The organism is Halomonas salsilacus, from assembly GCF_051216275.1.
Classification (GTDB): Bacteria; Pseudomonadota; Gammaproteobacteria; order Pseudomonadales; family Halomonadaceae; genus Halomonas.
This window is the reverse complement of record NZ_JBPKAQ010000008.1, coordinates 80163-97946: the sequence shown is the minus strand read 5'-3', so window position 1 is coordinate 97946 and position 17784 is coordinate 80163. Positions and strand designations below refer to the sequence as shown.

Here is a 17784-nt window from a genome sequence, read left to right as displayed (position 1 = left end):
CCGACGCTGAACCGATGACCCGTGCAGCGCTACCCACCACCCTCGACGCCTGGCTGGCCCGGCTGGAAGCGGCCCATCCGGTGGACATCGCCCTCGGCCTTGACCGCGTGGCGGAGGTCGCACGTCGCATGGAGCTGCTTGACGGCTCGATCGGCAGCCGGGTGATCACCGTGGCCGGCACCAACGGCAAAGGGTCCACCGTGGCCATGCTCGAGGCGCTGGCCCAGGCCCACGGACTCACCACAGCCGCCTATACCTCCCCCCATCTGATCCGCTACAACGAGCGCCTGCGCCTGAACGGCGAGGAAGCCGATGACGCCACCCTGATGGCGGGCTTCGCCGCCGTAGAGCGCGCGCGCCAGGAGGGTCCCCCCGTGAGCCTGACCTACTTCGAGGTGGGCACCTTGGGCGCGCTCTGGGCCATGGCCCGGCGTCCGGCGGAAATCACCCTTCTCGAGGTGGGGCTCGGTGGGCGGCTGGATGCGGTCAACGTCATCGACCCGGACGTGGCGGTGGTCACCACCGTGGCCCAGGACCACGCCGCCTTTCTCGGTACCGATCTGGCGCAGATCGGCCGCGAGAAGGCGGGTATCCTGCGCTCCGGCCGCCCCGCGGTGCTCGGCAGCACCACGCTGCCCGCCAGTGTGCGAGAGGTGGCAGAAGAGCTCGGCGCGTCGGTTTATGCCCTGGGTGAAACCTTTGGGCGTGAAGGGGCGGGGGAGGGCTGGCGATTTTGGGGTGGCGTTGAGGGTCAGCCTCCCATCAGCGACCTACCGGACCCCGGCCTGCCCCTGGACAACGCCGCCACAGCGCTCCAGGCCCTGGCCCTGGCCGGCGTGACGCTCGATCCCGTGGCCTGCCGTCAGGCGCTGGCCGAGGTGCACCTTCCCGGGCGCATGCAGTGGCTGGGCCAGTGGTGCCTGGACGTGGGTCACAACCCCCATGCTGCCGCCTATCTGGCCGGGCGTCTCGCTTCGCGCCCCTGTACCGGGCGCACCTTCGCGCTGTTGGCCATGCTCGGCGACAAGGACGCCGAGGGCGTGATCGCCGCCCTGGCGCCGGTGGTGGATGGCTGGGTCGCCGCGAGCCTCGCCGGCGAGCGAGCGCGCAGCGCCGATGACCTGGCCGACCGCCTGGCGGGGCAGGGGGCCGACGTGCTCCACCGCGCCGGCTCGCCCAGCGCCGGCGCCGCCTGGTTGGCCGAACGGCTGGCACCGGAAGATCGCGTGCTGGTAGTAGGCTCCTTCTTCACCGTGGGGGAGGTACTCGAGTGGTTGGCGCCGGGCCCGTCCGCGGGGCAGACTGATGATGACACTAGCGTTAGCGAGGAAGCCCGATGAAATACGGATGGCGTGAACGCATCAGCGGCGCGGTGATCGTGGTCGCCCTGGCGGTAATCTTCATACCGCTGCTGATGAGCGAGCCGGCGCCGCGCAGCGAGCGGCCCCAGCCGGTGCTGACCATCGAGCAGCCCGTTGAGGTGCCGCGCACCGAGGTGCCGGAGCCCCGACCGCCGTCGAGCCTTGGAGAGTTCGGTGCGCCCATGGCGACGCCCCAGGCCGAGGAGCCGCCCGCCGAGGAGGCTCCCGTCGAAGACATCGCCGAGATCGCCGAGGAGGCCACCGAGCAGCTGGCCCAGGCTGAGGCGCCCGCCGAGCCCTCCCCGCCGCCTGCCGCCGAACCGGCTCCCGACCCCATCGCCGAGCTGGCCCGCGCCGCCGACCAGCGGATGGCGGAGAGCGCCAGCCGCAGTCAGAGCGATTCCGCAACCTCCCCCGCCGCTTCCGGTGGCGAATGGGCGGTGCAGGTGGGCAGCTTCGGTGAGCCGACCAACGCCGAGCGCTTGCTCAACCAGCTGCGCGAGCAGGGCTTTCCGGCCTACAGCCGGCCCCGGGGCAATAACCTGACCACGGTCTATGCGGGCCCCTATGACTCCTCGGAGGCCGGCGAGCGGGCCATGAACGAGCTCAAGTCCCAAGCCAACCTGCAGGGCCTGCTGGTGCGGGCGAGGAACTGAGCATGGCGCTGACCTGGCTGGACTGGATCTTCGTCGCCCTGCTCACTGTGACGGCCATCACCGGCTTCATGCGCGGGCTGGTCCGCGAGGCCCTGGGCCTCGCCGCCTGGGTTATCGCTTTGATGGCTGCCCGTTTGCTGGCCCAGCCGGTGGCGGACCTGCTTGCCGGAGTGATTGATAACCCCGATGGGCGCTTGGTGCTGGCCTTCGTGCTGGTGATCTTCGGCGTGGTGCTGCTGTGCGGCATCATCATCCGCCTGGTCCACTCCGCGGTGGAGTGGGTTGGCATGGGTCTGTTCAACCGGATCATGGGCGCCGCCTTCGGCGCCGCCAAGGGGGCGGCGATCCTGGTGCTGGCCACCATCGTCATCGGCCTGACCCCGCTGGCCCAGCTCGAGGCCTGGCGCGATGCCCAACTGCGGCCCCACTTCGAGCAGCTGCGCGACTGGGCGGTCAGTCAGTTCGAGGCCTGGGAGGGGCGGATGCCCGAGGTCCCCGGTTCCCTCGCCGAGATCTCCCTTCCCGGGCGTGGCGGTGCGACTGGCGACGACGCGGCCGATGGCGACGCGACACCCCCTGACAGATGACCCCCGGGCGGGCCGGCCCAGCCGGTGTCGCCCCGACCCTTCACAGCAAGTACCAGGCAAGCGAGGTAAGGTGGAATGTGCGGTATCGTGGGCCTTCTGGCCAAGCAGGCGGTTAACCAGGGCATCTATGACGCCCTGACGGTGCTTCAGCATCGCGGACAGGACGCCGCCGGCATGATGACCTGGCATGAGGGCCGCTTCCTGCTGCGCAAGAGCAACGGACTGGTGCGCGACGTCTTCCATACCCGCCACATGACGCGGCTAAGGGGTAACCTGGGTATCGGCCATGTGCGCTATCCCACCGCTGGCTCCTCCAGCGAGGCGGAATCCCAGCCGTTCTACGTCAACTCCCCCTTCGGCCTCGCCCTTGCCCACAACGGCAACCTGACCAACTCCGATCAGCTCAAGCAGGAGCTGTTCACCTCGGACCTTCGCCACATCAACACCAGCTCCGACTCCGAGGTGCTGCTCAACGTCTTCGCCCACGAACTGGGCAAGCAGGGGCTGCACCTGGAGCCCGGCGACATCTTCGACGCCGTGCGCCGGGTACACCGCCGCTGCAAGGGTGGCTACGCGGCGGTAGCGGTCATCAACGGCATGGGCCTGGTGGCCTTCCGCGACCCCAACGGCATCCGCCCGGTGGTGTTCGGCACCCGCGACGAAGGGGCCGGTCAGGAGGTGATGATCGCCTCCGAGTCGGTAGCGCTGGATGTGGGCGGCTTCCAGCTGCACCGCGATCTGGACCCCGGCGAGGCGATCTTCGTCGACATGCAGGGCCGGATCCACACCCAGCAGTGCGCCGATGCCCCCTTGCTGTCGCCCTGCATCTTCGAGCACGTCTACCTGGCGCGCCCCGACTCTATCCTCGACGGCGCCTACGTCTACGGCACTCGCATGGAGATGGGCCGCAAGCTCGGCGACCGCATCCAGAGCGAGTGGCCAGAGCACGACATCGACGTGGTGATCCCGATCCCCGACACCTCGCGCACCTCGGCGCTGGAGCTCGCTCAGCACCTGGGGGTGACCTACCGCGAGGGGTTCATGAAGAACCGCTACATCGGGCGGACCTTCATCATGCCCGGCCAGACCCAGCGCAAGAAGTCGGTGCGCCAGAAGCTCAACGCCATCGGCGTGGAGTTCAAGGACAAGAACGTGCTGCTGGTGGACGACTCCATCGTGCGCGGTACCACCTGCAAGCAGATCATCCAGATGGCCCGCGAGGCCGGCGCCCGCAAGGTCTATTTCGCCTCCGCCGCGCCGCCGGTGCGCTACCCCAATGTCTACGGCATCGACATGCCGGCGGCCAGCGAGCTGATCGCCCACGGCCGCAGCGAGGCCGAGGTGGGGGAGCTGATCGGCGCCGACCGCATCTTCTACCAGGATCTCGAGGACCTGAAGACCGCCTGCCGCGACGTCAATCCCAACCTCGACGCCTTCGACTGCTCGGTGTTTGACGGCAACTACGTCACCGGTGACATCGACGACGCCTACCTCTCCGCCCTGGAGGCCTCGCGCAGCGACGGCGCCATGCAGCAGCAGAGCGCCGGCGACCACGCTCTGGTTGGCCTGCACAACCAGGATGACATCGATGACTGAGGCCCCCATGGATCCGCACTCCACCTCCGAGCACGACTGGGCGCTGGCGACCCTGGCGATCCGCGCCGGCCACGACCGCACCCATGAGCAGGAGCACGCCGAGCCGATCTTCCCGACCTCGAGCTTCGTCTACGGCAGCGCGGCGGAAGCCGCGGCCAAGTTTTCCGGCGAGGAGCCGGGCAACGTCTACTCGCGCTTCACCAACCCCACGGTGCGCACCTTCGAGCGCCGCCTCGCGGCCCTCGAGGGCGGCGAGCGCTGCGTGGCCACCAGCTCCGGCATGTCGGCGATCCTCTCAACCGCGCTGGCGCTGCTGTCGGCCGGCGACGAGATCGTCGCCTCCCGCTCGCTGTTCGGCTCCACCGTCAGCCTGTTCGACAAGTACCTGGGCAAGCTGGGCATCACCACCCGCTACGTGGAGCTTTCCGACCTCGCCGCCTGGGAGGCGGCAATGACGCCGGCCACGAGGCTGCTGTTTGCCGAGACCCCGTCGAACCCGCTCTCCGAGCTGGTGGATATCGAAGCGCTGGCCGAGATCGCCCATCGCCACGGTGCCTGGTTGGCCATCGACAACTGCTTCCTTACCCCGGCGCTGCAGCGGCCCCTGGCCCTGGGCGCGGATCTGGTGATCCACTCCGCCACCAAGTACCTGGACGGCCAGGGCAGGGCGATCGGCGGCGCCGTGGTGGGCCGTGACAAGGAGCTCGAGGAGGTGTTCGGGGTGGTGCGCACCTGCGGCCCTTGCCTGAGCCCCTTCAACGCCTGGATCTTCACCAAGGGGCTCGAGACCCTCGCCCTGCGCATGAGGGCCCACTGCGAGAACGCCCAGATCCTGGCCGAGTGGCTCGAGGCCCATCCCGCGGTGGTCCGGGTCTTTTACAGCGGACTTGCCAGCCACCCCCAGCATGCGCTCGCCGCCCGCCAGCAGCAGGGCTTCGGTGCCGTGCTCGGCTTCGCGGTGAAGGGCGGGCGCGAGGCGGCCTGGTCGGTGATCGACGCCACCCGGCTGCTCTCCATCACCGGCAACCTGGGCGACGTCAAGACGACCATTACCCATCCCGCCACCACCACCCACGGCCGCCTCTCCGACGACCAGAAGGCCATCGCCGGCATCACTGAAGGGCTGATACGCGTCGCCGTGGGCCTGGAGGCCATCGACGATATCCGCACCGACCTTGCCCGGGGCCTTGACGCCCTGGTGTGAGGTTGCCTCGCGCACCTCGATGACGCACGCTCCACCACCGATGGAGCGGGCGTTGTCGTGTCTGGCCTTGAACTCTCGTCGATCGGCGCCATCTCATCAGGGCATGCATTGACTGCCGCCCCAGGAGGGTAACGATGAAGATCTTGATGGTACTGACGTCCCACGACCGCATGGGCGATACCGGCCACGCCACCGGCTTCTGGCTCGAGGAGTTCGCTGCCCCCTACTACGTCTTCAAGGACGCCGGCGCCGAGATCACTATGGCCTCCCCGAAGGGCGGACAGCCACCGGTGGATCCCAACTCCATGGCCGATGAGGCGTTGACAGACGAGACGCGGCGATTCGAGGCGGATGACGAGGCGAAGGCGCAGCTTGCCGAGACGCTCAAGCTTGCGGACGTCCAGGTGGGCGACTTCGACGCGCTCTTCTTCCCGGGCGGCCACGGTCCGCTCTGGGACCTCACCGAGAATACCGACGCCAAGCGCCTCATCGAGGGCTTCCTGGCCGTCGAGCGCCCGGTTGCCACGGTCTGCCATTCCCCCACCGTTCTGCTGCAGGCACGTACCGCGGAAGGCCAGCCGCTGGTCAAGGGCAGGCGCGTGACCGGCTTCGCCAACAGCGAGGAAGATGCCGTGGGGCTCTCCGCCGTGGTGCCCCATCTGCTCGAGGATGCCCTCAAGGAGCAGGGCGCGGACTACCAGCGCAGCGCCGATGACTTCGCCCCCTTTCAGCTTCGCGATGGCCTGCTGATCACCGGTCAGAATCCGGCCTCCAGCGCGCCCACCGCTGAGCTGCTGCTGAAGGCGCTAGCCAGCTAACGGTTTTTTTTGAAAGGTTGGTTCGGCTTTTTTCAGCAGATGCTGATGATGCGCTGCGGTAAGCTTCGTCTATCAACGAGATCGCGAGGACTATCGCCATGTGGCGCAACACCCGTTCCGGCTGGGGCATCGTCAGCATCCTCCTGCACTGGCTCAGCGCCGTGACCATCGTGGGGCTCTTCGCGCTAGGCTGGTGGATGACCGATCTGGGGTATTTCGATGCCTGGTACAACCGGGCCCCCTGGTGGCACCGCTCCATCGGAATGCTGCTGCTGTTCGCCACGTTGATGAGGCTGGCATGGCGCTTCATGAATCCCACTCCGGCGGCCCACGGCAGCCGCCTCGAGCGCCTGGCCGCCCACCTGGGTCACCTGCTGCTCTACGTGCTGCTGCTGGTGGTGCTGGTCAGCGGCTACCTGATCTCCACGGCGCGCGGTCGCGGCATCAGCGTGTTCGACTGGTTCGAGGTGCCGGCGCTGATCAGCGGCCTGCCCAACCAGGAGAGCATCGCCGGCGAGATCCATTGGTATGCCGCCGTGGCGCTGATGGTGCTGGCCGGTGGTCATCTGCTGGCCGCTCTCAAGCACCATGTTCTGGATCGCCAGGACACCCTGACTCGCATGCTCAACCCGGCGCGTTCCCGGCGCCCTTGAGCGCGTGCCAACCGACTCGCTCCGCGAGACCATTCGATGGCTGCGTATCGACTGCCGTGCATCGACCACCGTGTAGCAACAACCCTGTACGACAACTGTCACGACAACTGTTACGCCAACTGGAAAGGAGAACTCCATGTTCAAGAAGACTGCTCTCGCCGCTGCCCTCGGTGCCGCCGCCCTGATCGGCATCAGCCAGGCCCAGGCCGCCGACTACGTGGTGGACACCGAAGGCCAGCACGCCTTCGTCCAGTTCAAGATCAACCACCTGGGCTACTCCTACATCCTCGGCAACTTCGAGTCCTTCACCGGCCAGTTCCACTACGACCCGGAGAACCTCGAGTCCACAAGCGTCGAGATGGAGGTCGATGTCACCAGCCTGAACAGCAACCACGCCGAGCGTGACCGCCACTTCCTGAGCGATGACTTCCTCAGCGCCGGGGACTACCCGGCCGCCACCTTCGTCTCCACCGGCTTCGAGCCCACCGGCGACGCCGAAGGCGTGCTGACCGGCGATCTGACCCTCAAGGGCGAGACCCAGGCGATCGAGATGCCGGTGACCCTGATGGGCGAGGGCGAGGATCCCTGGGGCAGCTACCGCGCCGGCTTCGAGGGCAGCACCATGCTGACCCTCGGCGACTTCGGCATCGACATGAGCGCCTTCCCGGAGGTCATGCACGAACTCGAGCTCTACGTCACCTTCGAAGGCGTGCGTCAGTAAGATCTGTAAATACGTCCGGCCTACCCCCCGGCAAAACAGCGCCCCCCCGAGCAGTGCTCGGGGGGGCGCGCGTTTGTGCCTAGCCGATGTTGGCCGACCCATCAGGGCCGGCCATCTGCTCAGCGAGTCTCGTTGAGCACCGCGTCCGGGAAGTGACGGCGCAGCATGCGGTTCTGGAACTCGTCGACGAACCGGCTGTTGATGATGATGATGAAGCGCTCGAAGGGTACATCGGGATCCTGCTGGCCGATGCCGTCGATGCTGTGGAAGAGATGGTCGTCACGCAGATGCAGGATATCGCCCGGGGCCAGGGTGACATCGGTCAGCGGTCGGGTGCCGGCCTTGTCGGCATACAGGTGGTTCTCTCCGCCGGTGACGTTCTCGCGGTTCATGACCAGGATGCTCAGCGCTTTGCAGCCGTCGGCATGAATCCCCTGGCCTTGCAGCGGGTCCACCTGGCCCTCGCCGCGAACACCGGTGATCTGCATCAGGATCGGTTCCTGCGGCACGATCTCCCACAGCTGAGCCCAGGCGCGCACGAAGGCCCTGACGTCGGGCCGTGACAGAAACTCGCTGGTCAGCGGTTCGTAGTAGCGCAGCCGGTCGGCCATGCTCTCTGCATCGTTGAAGGCGCCGCCCTGTGCCATGGGACACTCGCCCATCTGCTGCATGTCGCCCTGGTCGTCGAGGCACAGCCAGGACATGCGTTTCCAGCGACGGTTGACGTAGGGGTCCCTCGGCAGATCCGCCAGGAAGGTCTGCCAGGCGTCCAGGTCGATTCGCTCGCGGATGTCGGTCAGGCTCCAGTCGCGCTGCCTGAGCTCACGGCTGACGTCGGACTTCCAGTACTCGGACAGCGGGTTGGTGGGCATGGAGGTCATGTCATAGCCATGCTTGAGGGTATCGAGTTTCATGGGTCTTTCTCCTTGGGATGGGCGGAATTGCCCGAGTGTTGCCGGCCTCATGGCCGCTCAACGACTAGACTGTGCAAAGTTGTGCAACGAAATGATGCGTTCCTGTTTCATTATTTTGCGTTGAAGTTGCAAGTTTAGGACGCGAAATTATATGAGGCGTCTAGTCACCCAGAGGAGGGAGGTTCGTAGGAGATAAACGACAAAGCCGTGTAGGATGAAGGTCGAAGACCCCGAAAGAGGCGCATTCAGCGCCCATGACGATCCCCATCGGCGAGAGAGCGAATGATTGGCCGAGATTTCCGCTTCACGCGTTGGCTAAGGCAACAGCTGACGCAGCTGCTCGATCGACTGCCCGAGGGGAGCGAACCTGGCTCCGCAAAGGGCGGCGAAGCCGAGCTCGTGCGCCGGCAGTACCTGGAGAGCGAACAGCGCTTTCGCGCCCTGCTGGAGAGCCTGCCGAAGGTCGCCGTTCAGGGGTACGATCATAATCGCCGGGTGATCTACTGGAACGACGCCAGCACGCGCCTGTATGGCTATTCGGCGGACGAGGCCCAGGGGCATCTACTGGAGGATCTGATCATTCCGGCGCCGATGCGTGAGGGGGTCATCCAGGCCCATCGCGACTGGATGGTGCAGGGGAAGGAGATCCCCGCGGAGGAGATAGAACTGCGGCACAGCAGCGGCGAGCTGGTGCCGGTCTTTTCACACCATGTGATGCTTAATGAGCACACCGCCGACCCGCTGATGTTCTGCGTGGACGTCGACCTCTCCGACCAGAAGCGTGCCCACCGTGAGCTGGACTTCGCGACTCGCTTCGACCGCCTCACCCACCTGCTGAACCGGCACAGCTTCGAGGAACAGCTGGACCTGGCGTTGGCCCAGTGTCGTTGCCAGGCCGGCTCCCTGGTGCTGGTCTACCTCGACGTCGACCACTTCGTGGAGATCAACGATGCGCTGGGATACGAACAGGGGGACCAGCTGCTGGTGGAGCTGGCCCGCCGGTTGAATCGAGACCGTCGCGCCACCGATATCCTGTCCCGGGTTTCCGGCGACGAGTTCGTCATCGCCTTCCCGGGCATCCATGATTCGGATGACATTCCGCGGCTGGTGCGCAAGATGGAGGAGGTCATGCGGGCGCCTTTCCTCCTTGAGGAGCGCCGCTGCAAGCTGAGCGCCTGCCTCGGTGTCGCTATCTTTCCCGGCAACGGTGAGACGGCCGGCGAGTTGATTCGCAACGCCGATGTCGCCAAGAACCGGGCCAAGCTCGCCGGGCAGGGCCAGGTGATCTATTTCAATCAGGAGCTCCACGACGAGCTGCTGCATCAGCATCGCCTGTCCGACCGGCTGGAGCGGGCCGTGGAGGCGGGAGAGCTCGTCTTGCACTACCAGCCTCAGGTGTCGGCCATCAGCGGCCGGGTCGAGAACCTCGAGGCCCTGCTGCGCTGGATCCCGGCAGAGGGACCGCCGGTCTCGCCGGCCGAGTTCATCCCGCTTGCCGAGCGTTCGGAGCTGATACACCGAATCGGTGACTGGGTGCTGGAAGAGTCGTGTCGTCAACGGGCGGAGTGGCGGGCCGCCGGCCTTGCGCTCGAGCGTATCGATATCAACTTTTCCGGACGCCAGATCAAGCGACCCGGCATCTTCGAGCACTTCGAGGCGTGCGTGGAGCGCCACGGCCTGGGGCCACGGGACATCGGCATCGAGCTCACCGAAAACGTCCTGATCGAGGCCGACGACGACATCCTGGCGGGGCTGCGCCGACTCCACCATCGCGGCTTTCGTATCGCCATCGATGATTTCGGCACCGGTTACTCGTCGCTGAGCTACCTCAAGCACTTTCCCGTCACGGCCCTGAAGATAGACCGCACCTTCGTGCGTGATGCGCCGAACCAGCCCGAGGACCGGGCGATCATGGAGGCCACCGTCTTCATCGGCCACCGGCTGGGGCTCGAGGTGGTGGCCGAAGGCGTGGAGAACCGCGAACAGCTCGAGCTGGTCCGCGAGATGCGCTGCGACCTGATCCAGGGCTTCTACTTCTTCCGCCCCATGGCAGCGCCGAACATCGAGCGCCTGCTGGCCGGCATGGTGGCAGGCAGCGGCAGCAGTGAGCTGTCCAGCTGAGGGTCTTTACGTCTGGGCGTCGCCCTATTGCCTGGAACGTTTGAGTCGCCCTTTCGCGTAGCGCTTTTGCGTACAATATGGGGTCTTCTTCCGGCTCAGGATCTTCAGTGACGCAACCCCGTTCCTCCGACGCCCTTGGCGTGACCCTGTGGCGCCAGACCTGGCCCATGGCCATCGGCGTGCTGGCGCTGCTCGGCTTCCAACTGGTGGACAGCGCCTTCATCGCCCGCCTGGGCACCGCACCGCTGGCCGCCCAGTCGTTCACCTTTCCGCTCTCCTTCCTGATCATCGGCCTCCAGGTGGGGCTCGGCATCGCCATCGCCGCGCTGATCTCTCGGGCCCTGGGGGCCGGCCAGGAAGCTCGGGCCCGGCGGCTGGGCAGTTTGGTGCTGCTGATCGGCACCGCCACCATCGCGGTGCTGGCGCTGCTGCTGTGGGCGATCCAGACGCCGGTGTTCGCCGCCCTCGGGGCCGATGCGGCCACTCGCGGGCTGATCCGTGGCTACTGGGCGCCGCAGCTGCTGGCCGCCTGGCTGGGGGCTGGGCTCTACTTCGGCTACAGCCTGTTTCGCGCCCACGGCAATACCCGCCTGCCGGGCACCCTGATGGTGGTCACCAGCCTGGTCAACCTGGTACTGGACCCGCTGCTGATCTTCGGCATCGGCCCCTGGCAGGGGCTGGGGCTGCCAGGGGCGGCCTGGGCCACGGTGGCCGCCTTTGGCGTGGGACTGGCGGTGCTGGGCAAGAGCCTCCGCCGCACCAACTGGCTGAGCCGTGAGGAGCTGGGCCAGGAGGTGCGCGAATCGGCGCGACCCTTCGCCGGCATCGCCGGGCCGGCCATGATCGGCCAGCTGATGCCGCCGCTGGCCGCGATGCTGGCAATCACGGCGGTGGCGGGGCTCGGCGAGGGCGCAGTGGCGGCTTGGGGCCTGGCCAGCCGCCTGGAGACGCTCTCGCTGATGGTGGTGCTGGCCATGACCATGTCGCTGCCCCCCTGGCTAGGACGCTGCTACGGCGCCGGCGACTGGGCCCAGGTGCACCGCCTGCTGCGCCTGGCGCTCAGAGTCATCATGGTGTGGCAGCTGGGGCTTGGCCTGGTCATGGCCCTGGGGGCCCCCTGGGTGGCGCTGGCGCTTTCCGGCAACCCCGAGGTGCGCGATGACCTGGCGATGCTGATCCGCTTCTTGCTGCCCAGCTATGCGGCGCTGGGGGTGTGCATGGTCGTGGTCTCGGCGGGCAACGCCCTGGGCTGGCCGCTGCGCGCCATGCTGATGTCCGCCGCCCGGCTGTTTATCTTCTACCTGCCCTGCCTGTGGCTGGGCGCCTATCTGGGTGGCCTGGCGGGGCTCGCCGCCGGCGCCGCGGTGGGCAACTTGCTGGCCGGGCTGGCCGCCTGGCAAGTGCTGCGGCGCATCCTGGCCAGCCCCCGGCGGCGCGGTGCCGAAAGCAGCGTTCAGGCGTGATGCAGCTCGCGCCCGCCGTCGGAGAAGGTGGGCGGCGTGTTGGCGCTGACGATCACGCACTCCTGCTCGCCTACGTTGCGAAAGCGGTGGGGCAGGCGGGAATCGAAGTAGTAGGCGTCGCCGGCCCCTAGCACGGCGACCTCGCCGCTCACCGTGATCTCGATCTCGCCGGCCACCACCACCCCGCCTTCCTCCCCGTCATGCTCGAGCATCTCCTCGCCGGTGTCCGCTCCCGGGGGGTAGCGCTCGTGGATGATCGACATGCTGCGCTCCGCCTGGCGCGCTGCCACCAGCCGGAAGGAGAGGCGCCCGTCGCCGATCTCGGTGAGCTCCTCGGCGCGGTAGAAGGCCCGCGGCGAGCTCGGCTCGTCGCCGGCGAAGAAGGTGCTGATCGATACCGGCAGGGCATCGAGGATCTTCTTCAGCGAGCTCACCGAGGGACTGACGCTGTTCTGTTCGATCAGCGAAACGGTGCTGTTGGTCACGCCGGCGCGGCGGGCCAGCTCCCGCTGGGAGAGGCCGCGGGCGAGGCGCAGCTGGCGTAGCCGTCCGCCGACGTTGAATCCAGCATCCGGGGGGGATTCGCTCAAGGGAGTGGCTCCTGTCAAGAAAACGGCTGTCAAGAAAACTGCACATAGGATACCGGCTCCCGCCGTTGCGAGTAAGGCCGGCTTGACCCGTGTCACGACAAGGACTTGCGCGGCGGTGCAGCGTGGCACCCCGCAGCCGGCTCAGGCATCATGGAGGGCAGACCACAGGAGGGGCCAAGATGACGCAACACGAACTCACCGGCCTGATCCTGGCCGGCGGCCAGGGCCGCCGCATGGGCGGCGTGGACAAGGGGCTGGTGGCTTTCCACGGCCGCCCCCTGGTGGCCCATGTAGGCGAGCGGCTGGCCGGGCGGGTCGCCGAGGTGCTGATCAATGCCAACCGCAGCCAGGCGCAGTACGCCGCCCTGGCGGATCGCGTCATCGAGGACGCCGAGGGGGGCTTCCAGGGCCCGTTGATGGGCATCTACAGCGGCCTGCGCGCCGCCGCGACGCCATGGCTGGTGGTGGTGCCCTGTGACACCCCGGCGCTGCCCGACGACCTGGTGGCACGCCTGGCGGCGGGCCTGGGCGATGCCGATATTGCCGTGGCCTGTGACGGCGAGCGCCTGCATCCGGTGGTGGCGCTGATCCGCACTGCCCTGGCCGATGACCTCGCTATAGCGTTGGCGGGCGGCGAGCGCAAGATCGACCGTTGGTACGCTCGCCACGCCTGGCGCCGGGTCGACTTCTCCGATTGCCCGGCGGCCTTTGCCAACCTCAATACCGACGACGAGAGACAGCGCCTGGAAGCGGTGCTGAGCCCTGAACCATGATCTCTGAAACATGAGCCCCGACCCATGAGCTCGACCCAGCACCCCCGACCGTGTGATGAGAGCGCCCCGACGCCGCTGCCGCTGGAGGCAGCGCTGCCGCTGCTCGGCATCGCCGCCTGGAGCGGCACCGGCAAGACCACGCTGCTCGAGGCGCTGCTCCCGCGCCTGGCCGAGCGTGGCCTGCGCGTGGCGGTGATCAAGCACGCCCACCACACCTTCGACGTCGACCAGCCCGGCAAGGACAGCCATCGCCTGCGTCAGGCCGGCGCCGCTCCCATGCTGGTAGCCTCCCGGACGCGGATGGCGATGATGATGGAGACGCCCGACCAGCAGGAGCCCGACCTGGCCGAACTGGTGGCGCTGGTGGCCACCCAGCGCCCCGACCTGGTGCTGGTGGAGGGCTTCAAGGCCTGGCCCCTGCCCAAGCTCGAATTGCACCGCCCGGCCCTGGGCAAGCCGCTGCGGGTAGCCCAGGACTCCTGGGTGAAGGCGGTGGCCTCGGACGAACCGCTGGTGCTGCCTGACGGCGTCGAGGCGCTGGACCTCAACGACCTCGCGGCGCTGGCCGACTGGATTGCCGCCTGGCCGGCGCGCTGGCCCCGGGAACGCCAGCCGCGCGTCCCGCGCCCGTCCAATGAGCGGGTGTCCTCGCCATGACCCTCTCTTGCTTCGAGCTGGGCGAGCGCATGCTGGCCGTGGAGGAAGCCCGGGCGGCGGTGCTCGCCCTGGTCGCGGGCGCGCTGCCCGCCGAGGCCGAGCCTCTGGCCATGGCCCACGGCCGGGTGCTGGCCCAGGACGCCGTCTCGCCCATTGATGTGCCCCAACGCACCAATGCCGCCATGGACGGTATCGCCGTGGCCTGGCCCGCAGGGCTCGGGCAAGAGAACACCGCTTCGGCGCGCTTCCGTCGGGTCGCGGAGATCCACGCCGGCCACGCGCCCACCTACGAGTTGGCCCCCGGCCAGTGTGCCGGCATCACCACCGGCGCGCCCCTGCCCCCTGGTGCCGATACCGTGATCATGCGCGAGCAGCTGGCGGTAGAAGAGGGCGCCGACGGCGCTCGCTGGGCCATCGTCGATTCCCCCGAGCGGGTCCGGTGCGGCCAGAACGTGCGCCGAGCCGGCGAGGATATCGCCCGTGGCGCTGTGGCGCTTGCCGCCGGCACCCGAATCGGAGCCGCCGAGCTGGGCCTGCTGGCCTCCCTGGGCCGCGCCGAGGTGATGGTCCACCGCCGCCCCCGGGTGGCGCTCTTCTCCACCGGCGACGAGGTCACCGCACCGGGCGAGACGCTGCCCGAGGCGGGCATCTATGATGCCAACCGCTACAGCCTGATGGCGCTGGCCGCCGAGCACGGCGCCGAGGTGCTCGACCTGGGCATCCTGCCCGATTCGCGCGAGGCCATCGCCGCGGCCCTGGCCCGGGCCGCGTCCGAGGCGGATCTCGTGATCACCAGCGGTGGGGTCTCGGTGGGCGACGCCGACCACACCCGGGCGGCCCTGGCGGCGCGGGGCGAGCTCGGCTTCTGGAAGATCGCCATCCGCCCCGGCCGCCCGCTGGCCTGCGGGCGGCTCGGCCTCCGAGGGGTCCCCTTCCTGGGCCTGCCCGGCAACCCGGTGGCGGCCATGGTCACCTTCCTGCAGGTCGTCGCCCCGCTGCTGGCGAAGCTGCAGGGCAGGGCGGTGGTGGAGCCGCCGCGTCTCACGGCCATCGCCGAGCAGGCGCTGAAGAGCCGCGTCGGGCGCGTCGACCTGCTGCGTGGCGTCTATCACAGCGATGCCGACGGGCGGCTGCGGGTCGCCGTCACCGGCGCCCAGGGCTCCGGCATCCTCTCCTCCATGGTCCAGGCCAACTGCCTGATCGAGATCGCCGCCGAGCGTGCGGCCGTGACCGCCGGCGAGGCGGTGACCCTACAACCCCTGTTCCGTTATCCGTGAGGCACTGACCATGTCACTGACCCATCTCAACGCCCGCGGCGAAGCCCATATGGTGGACGTCGCCGACAAGCCGGAGAGCCGCCGGGAGGCCAGCGCCTCCGGGCACATCACCATGCGACCCGAGACCCTGGCGCTGCTCGCCGAGGGCGGCCTGCCCAAGGGCGACGTGCTGGCCACCGCGCGCATCGCTGGCATCCAGGCCGCCAAGCGCACCCATGAGCTGATCCCGCTCTGCCACGCCCTGGCGCTGTCGAAGGTGGCCATCGACTTCACCCTCAACGAGGCACAGAGCTGCGTGGAGGTCACCGCCACCTGTCGGCTTAACGGCCGAACCGGGGTGGAGATGGAGGCGCTCACCGCCGTCTCGGTGGCCTGCCTGACCCTTTACGACATGTGCAAGGCGGTGGACAAGGACATGGTGATCAACGCGATCCGGCTGGAGGCCAAGACCGGCGGCAAGTCCGGCGACTATCGCCGCGGCGAGGTCGTCGGTGAGGGCATCGGCCAGGCCGCCGGTGAGACCGTGGTCACCGGCGCCGAGGGACCCATCGTCACGGGCCAGTACCACGGTGGCCGGGTGGCCCTGGGCAGTCGCTGCGACATCGCCTCGCCCTGCATCCGCGTCAAGTGTCTGGCGGAGCTGCGCGAACGGCTCGGCGTGGGCGAGCTCTCCGTGCCCCTTGCCGACCTGGCACGGCCCGACGTCGGCGGCCTCAAGGCGGCCCTCAAGGGCCTGGATTCGCGCTTCGCGGCCCTCGATGAGGGGCGCGTGCTGGTGGCGGTGAACCAGGTGATGGCCAGCGACGTCACCCCGATCACCGATGAGGACGAGGTGGCCTTCTTTCCCCCCGTCACCGGAGGTTGAGACCATGACCGATGACGCCCTTGTTCGCGTGCAGGAAGCGCCCTTCGATGCGGGCGACGAGCAGCGCGCGCTGCTGGCCGGTCGCACCGATATCGGCGCCGTGGTCTGCTTCACCGGCCTGGTGCGCGACTTCAACGAACGTCCGGAGCTCACCGCCCTGACCCTGGAGCACTACCCCGGCATGACCGAGTCGGCGCTCGCGGCCATCGTCGCCGAGGCCCGGGGTCGCTGGGCCCTGGACGGCGTGCGCGTGATCCACCGCATTGGACGCCTGGCCCCCGGAGACCCTATCGTGTTGGTGGCGGTGGCCAGTGCCCATCGACGAGCGGCCTTCGAGGCCTGCGATTTCATCATGGACTACCTCAAGACCCGCGCCCCCTTCTGGAAGAAGGAGCACGCCAGCGAAGGTGACTACTGGGTCGCCGAGCGCCACTCCGACCACGAGGATGCGAGCCGCTGGAAGGCCTGATTCGCGCCACAAGCACGAGGAATGACAATGACAACGCTGCCCCAGGAATTGATCGACGACTTCGGCAGGCGCGTGCGCTATGTGCGTATCTCGGTGACCGACCGCTGCGATTTCCGCTGCGTCTACTGCATGAGCGAGGAGATGACCTTCCTGCCTCGCGCCCAGGTGCTGACCCTGGAAGAGCTCGCCCTGGTGGCCCGCGCCTTCGTCGAACTGGGGGTCGAGAAGGTGCGCCTCACCGGCGGTGAGCCCCTGGTTCGGCGCGATATCGACCAGTTGGTGGAGCAGATCGGCGCGCTGCCGGGCCTGCGTGACTTCGCCATGACCACCAACGGCGCGACCCTGCCGAAGGTCGCCAGGCGGCTGCGCGAGGCGGGCCTGACGCGGCTCAATATCAGCCTGGATTCCCTCGACCCCGAGCGCTTTCGCCAGCTGACCCGCACCGGCGATCTCGCCCGAGTCATCGATGGCATTCGTGCCGCCCGGGAGGCCGGCTTCGAGCGCACCAAGCTCAACGCGGTCATCCTCAAGGGGCGTAACGATGACGAGGTGATCGATCTCGTCGAGTTCGCCCGCCTTGAGGGGCTCGATATCAGCTTCATCGAGGAGATGCCCCTGGGCGATGTCTCCGACCATCGTCGCGATGAGACCTACTGCTCCAGCGACGAGGTTCAGGCGCTGATCGAGACACGCTACCCGCTGAACCCCACCACCGAGAGTACCCTCGGCCCCTCACGCTATTTCCGCATGGCCGACAGCGATATCAGGGTGGGTTTCATCTCACCCCACAGCCACAATTTCTGTTCTACCTGCAATCGGGTTCGTGTCACCGTGGAGGGGCGGTTGCTGCTCTGTCTCGGTAACGAGCACTCGGTGGATCTGCGCCGCGTACTGCGTGCCCACCCGGGGGATATCGACGCCCTCAAGCGGGCCATCGTGGCGGCCATGCCCCTCAAGCCCGAGCGCCACCACTTCACCACCGACGGCGAGGTCCAGGTGGTGCGCTTCATGAACATGACCGGCGGCTGAGCCAGCTTCCCCGACCACGTCTCCCGGTCA

General features: G+C 68.0%; 18 protein-coding genes. 16 read left to right on the top strand and 2 right to left on the bottom strand.

Annotation, left to right across the window (positions count from 1 at the left end):
* The first annotated feature begins 14 nt into the window (after window positions 1-14).
* The 8 genes from folC to ACR80S_RS12550 all read left to right on the top strand — a co-directional run bounded on the left by folC (window position 15) and on the right by ACR80S_RS12550 (window position 7596).
* Window positions 15-1340 carry a bifunctional tetrahydrofolate synthase/dihydrofolate synthase gene (gene folC, locus ACR80S_RS12585; protein WP_435403355.1) on the top strand — a complete coding sequence of 442 codons (1326 nt, stop codon included), beginning with the start codon at window positions 15-17 and terminating at the stop codon, window positions 1338-1340.
* Entirely contained in the window at window positions 1337-2017 is a 681-nt protein-coding gene (locus tag ACR80S_RS12580; RefSeq protein WP_435403354.1) for an SPOR domain-containing protein, read from the top strand. Before folC ends, ACR80S_RS12580 begins: the two co-directional genes overlap by 4 nt.
* A gap of 2 nt (window positions 2018-2019) precedes the next feature.
* A complete protein-coding gene (locus tag ACR80S_RS12575) occupies window positions 2020-2604 on the top strand; it encodes a CvpA family protein (RefSeq protein ID WP_435403353.1) in 585 nt (194 codons plus the stop codon).
* Window positions 2605-2679: 75 nt separating this feature from the next.
* On the top strand, window positions 2680-4200 hold the full coding sequence (purF, locus tag ACR80S_RS12570) for an amidophosphoribosyltransferase (RefSeq protein ID WP_435400176.1): 1521 nt from the start codon (window positions 2680-2682) through the stop codon (window positions 4198-4200).
* Window positions 4193-5404 carry an O-succinylhomoserine sulfhydrylase gene (locus ACR80S_RS12565; protein WP_435400175.1) on the top strand — a complete coding sequence of 404 codons (1212 nt, stop codon included), beginning with the start codon at window positions 4193-4195 and terminating at the stop codon, window positions 5402-5404. The genes purF and ACR80S_RS12565 overlap by 8 nt, the downstream gene beginning before the upstream one ends.
* Before the next feature lie 134 nt (window positions 5405-5538).
* The gene (locus tag ACR80S_RS12560) at window positions 5539-6222 is read left to right on the top strand and encodes a type 1 glutamine amidotransferase domain-containing protein (RefSeq protein WP_435400174.1); all 684 of its coding nucleotides are present in this window, start codon (window positions 5539-5541) and stop codon (window positions 6220-6222) included.
* A 98-nt stretch (window positions 6223-6320) separates the two neighbouring features.
* Window positions 6321-6875, top strand: coding sequence for a cytochrome b (locus tag ACR80S_RS12555; RefSeq protein WP_435400173.1), 555 nt, complete (start codon window positions 6321-6323; stop codon window positions 6873-6875).
* Between the two features lie 136 nt (window positions 6876-7011).
* Window positions 7012-7596 carry a YceI family protein gene (locus tag ACR80S_RS12550; protein ID WP_435400172.1) on the top strand — a complete coding sequence of 195 codons (585 nt, stop codon included), beginning with the start codon at window positions 7012-7014 and terminating at the stop codon, window positions 7594-7596.
* Window positions 7597-7715: 119 nt separating this feature from the next.
* On the opposite strand, the gene ACR80S_RS12545 is transcribed toward ACR80S_RS12550, so the two are convergent.
* Complete coding sequence (locus tag ACR80S_RS12545; RefSeq protein WP_435403352.1) at window positions 7716-8510, bottom strand: 2OG-Fe dioxygenase family protein; 795 nt, start codon at window positions 8508-8510, stop codon at window positions 7716-7718.
* Window positions 8511-8792: 282 nt separating this feature from the next.
* On the opposite strand from ACR80S_RS12545, the gene ACR80S_RS12540 reads away from it, so the two are divergent.
* Window positions 8793-10631, top strand: coding sequence for a putative bifunctional diguanylate cyclase/phosphodiesterase (locus tag ACR80S_RS12540; RefSeq protein WP_435403351.1), 1839 nt, complete (start codon window positions 8793-8795; stop codon window positions 10629-10631).
* Window positions 10632-10798: 167 nt separating this feature from the next.
* Window positions 10799-12094: an MATE family efflux transporter gene (locus tag ACR80S_RS12535; RefSeq protein WP_435400397.1), complete on the top strand. Its 1296-nt coding sequence runs from the start codon at window positions 10799-10801 to the stop codon at window positions 12092-12094.
* Here the strand turns inward: ACR80S_RS12535 and ACR80S_RS12530 are convergent.
* Complete coding sequence (locus tag ACR80S_RS12530; protein WP_435400169.1) at window positions 12085-12684, bottom strand: cupin domain-containing protein; 600 nt, start codon at window positions 12682-12684, stop codon at window positions 12085-12087. The two genes, ACR80S_RS12535 and ACR80S_RS12530, sit on opposite strands and share 10 nt — an antisense overlap.
* Window positions 12685-12863: 179 nt before the next feature.
* On the opposite strand from ACR80S_RS12530, the gene mobA reads away from it, so the two are divergent.
* The 6 genes from mobA to moaA are packed head-to-tail and all read left to right on the top strand — an operon-like array spanning window position 12864 to window position 17754.
* Window positions 12864-13457 carry a molybdenum cofactor guanylyltransferase MobA gene (mobA, locus tag ACR80S_RS12525; RefSeq protein WP_435400168.1) on the top strand — a complete coding sequence of 198 codons (594 nt, stop codon included), beginning with the start codon at window positions 12864-12866 and terminating at the stop codon, window positions 13455-13457.
* Between the two features lie 24 nt (window positions 13458-13481).
* Window positions 13482-14114: a molybdopterin-guanine dinucleotide biosynthesis protein B gene (mobB, locus tag ACR80S_RS12520; protein ID WP_435403350.1), complete on the top strand. Its 633-nt coding sequence runs from the start codon at window positions 13482-13484 to the stop codon at window positions 14112-14114.
* Window positions 14111-15391 (top strand): molybdopterin molybdotransferase MoeA, encoded by a 1281-nt coding sequence (gene moeA / locus ACR80S_RS12515; RefSeq protein WP_435400166.1) that lies wholly within the window; start codon window positions 14111-14113, stop codon window positions 15389-15391. The genes mobB and moeA overlap by 4 nt, the downstream gene beginning before the upstream one ends.
* Before the next feature lie 10 nt (window positions 15392-15401).
* Window positions 15402-16256 (top strand): cyclic pyranopterin monophosphate synthase MoaC, encoded by an 855-nt coding sequence (gene moaC / locus ACR80S_RS12510; RefSeq protein ID WP_435403349.1) that lies wholly within the window; start codon window positions 15402-15404, stop codon window positions 16254-16256.
* A 4-nt stretch (window positions 16257-16260) separates the two neighbouring features.
* Window positions 16261-16725, top strand: a complete 465-nt coding sequence (gene moaE, locus ACR80S_RS12505) for a molybdopterin synthase catalytic subunit MoaE (RefSeq protein ID WP_435400164.1) — start codon at window positions 16261-16263, stop codon at window positions 16723-16725.
* 36 nt (window positions 16726-16761) lie between these two features.
* On the top strand, window positions 16762-17754 hold the full coding sequence (gene moaA, locus ACR80S_RS12500; protein WP_435403415.1) for a GTP 3',8-cyclase MoaA: 993 nt from the start codon (window positions 16762-16764) through the stop codon (window positions 17752-17754).
* The last annotated feature ends 30 nt before the right edge of the window (window positions 17755-17784 follow it).